Source organism: Myxococcus sp. AS-1-15 (genome assembly GCF_020037055.1).
GTDB lineage: Bacteria > Myxococcota > Myxococcia > Myxococcales > Myxococcaceae > Myxococcus > Myxococcus fulvus.
This window is the reverse complement of the sequence record NZ_JAIQDF010000058.1, coordinates 1-1796: the sequence shown is the minus strand read 5'-3', so window position 1 is coordinate 1796 and position 1796 is coordinate 1. Positions and strand designations below refer to the sequence as shown.

Annotated in this window: 1 protein-coding gene; it reads left to right on the top strand. The window is 68.2% G+C overall.

Features of this window, described 5'->3' with window-relative positions; genetic code table 11:
* Positions 1 to 1796 (top strand): condensation domain-containing protein (locus K8625_RS43450; RefSeq protein WP_223786092.1); only part of this gene is annotated, 1796 nt, incomplete at both ends.

Below are 1796 nucleotides of genomic sequence, written 5' to 3'. Positions count from 1 at the left end.
ACCCGCGCATCACCGCGTTCAACGTCTATGGGCCCACCGAGTGCACGGTGGACTCCACGGTGCGTGCCGTGCGTGGAGCAGCGCGGCCTTCGCTTGGAGCCCCGCTGGCGAATGTCCGGGCGTACGTCCTGGACGCGAACCTCCAACCTGTCGCCGTGGGTGTGCCCGGGGAGCTGTTCCTGGCAGGCGAGGGTGTGGGGCGTGGCTATCTGGAACGTCCAGCGCTGACAGCGGAGCGGTTCGTTCCCAATCCCTTCAGCACCGTCCCGGGTGCGCGCATGTACCGCACGGGAGACAAGGCGCGCTGGCTCCCCGACGGTGAGCTCGCGTTCCTCGGCCGCCTCGACTTCCAGGTGAAGCTGCGTGGCTTCCGCATCGAGCTGGGGGAAATCGAGTCCGTGCTGCGCGCGCATCCCGCGGTGGGGGATGCGGTGGCGGTGGTGCGTGACGAGGGCTCCGCGGGCGCGAAGCTGGTGGCGTACGTGGTGCCCTCGCGTGAGCATCCCGAGCGGCCCGACCCTACGGAGCTTCGTGCGCATCTGGTGGGCCGGCTGCCTGAGTACATGGTTCCCTCCGCGCTGACGGTGTTGGAGTCATTGCCACTGACTCCGAGTGGCAAGGTGAATCGCAAGGCGCTGCCCGCGGTGGAGCTGGGGGCGACGGCGGGAGTCGACTTCGTCGCGCCGGGGACCGCGACGGAGCAGTTGCTGGCGGGGATCTTCGCGGAGGTGCTGGGGCTCGACAGGGTGGGGATTCACAGCCACTTCTTCGAGCTGGGCGGACACTCGCTGCTGGCGACGCGAGCCATCTCGCGGATTCGGAGCGCGTTCAACCTGGAGGTCCCGCTGCGGGAGCTGTTCGTGTCGCCCACCGTGGCGTCGCTCGCGGTGCGCGTGGACCGGTTGATTCGAGCGGGGGCGTCGTTGGCGGTGCCGCCGTTGAAGCCTCGTGAGGACAAGGGTCAGCCGGCGCGGCTCTCCTTCGCGCAGCAGCGACTGTGGTTCCTGGACCAACTGGAGCCCGGCAGCGCTTCGTACAACATGCCGGGTGCCGTGCGGATGAGCGGTCCGCTGGACACCGAGGCCTTGGCGAGGACGTTCCAGGAGCTCGTCCGCCGTCATGAGGCCCTGCGCACCACGTTCCGGAGTGAGAACGGCGTGGCCGTGCAGAGTGTTTTGTCCGAAGTCGAGGTGCCCCTGCGCGTGGTCCAGTTGGAGGGACTCCCGGAGTCCGCGCGTGAGGCGGAGGCGCGTCGTCATGTGGAGCAGGAGGTGTTGCTCCCGTTCGATCTGGCGCGAGGGCCGCTGCTGAGGGTGACGTTGCTGAGGCTCTCCGCGGAGGAGCACGTGTTGGTGGTGGTGATGCACCACATCGTGTCGGACGGTTGGTCGACGGGGCTGTTGGTGAGGGAAGTGGCGGCGCTCTATGGGGCGTACGTGGAGGGGAGGCCGTCGCCGTTGGGCGAGTTGCCGGTGCAGTACGGAGACTATGCGGAGTGGCAGCGAGGGTGGTTGCAGGGGGAGGTGTTGGAGCAGCAGGTGGAGTACTGGCGCAAGCAGTTGGAAGGGGCGCCGACAGCACTGGAGCTGGTGACGGACAAGCCGAGGCCCGCGGCGCAGAGCTTCCGTGGGGCGATGTTGGAGCGGCGGTGGGAGAAGGGACTGTGGAGGAAGGTGGAGGAGGTGAGTCGTCGTGAAGGGGTGACACCCTTCATGGTGCTGCTGAGCGCGTACCAGGTGGTGCTGTCGAGGCACGCGGGGCAGCGGGAAGTGGTGGTGGGTTTCCCGATTGCAGGG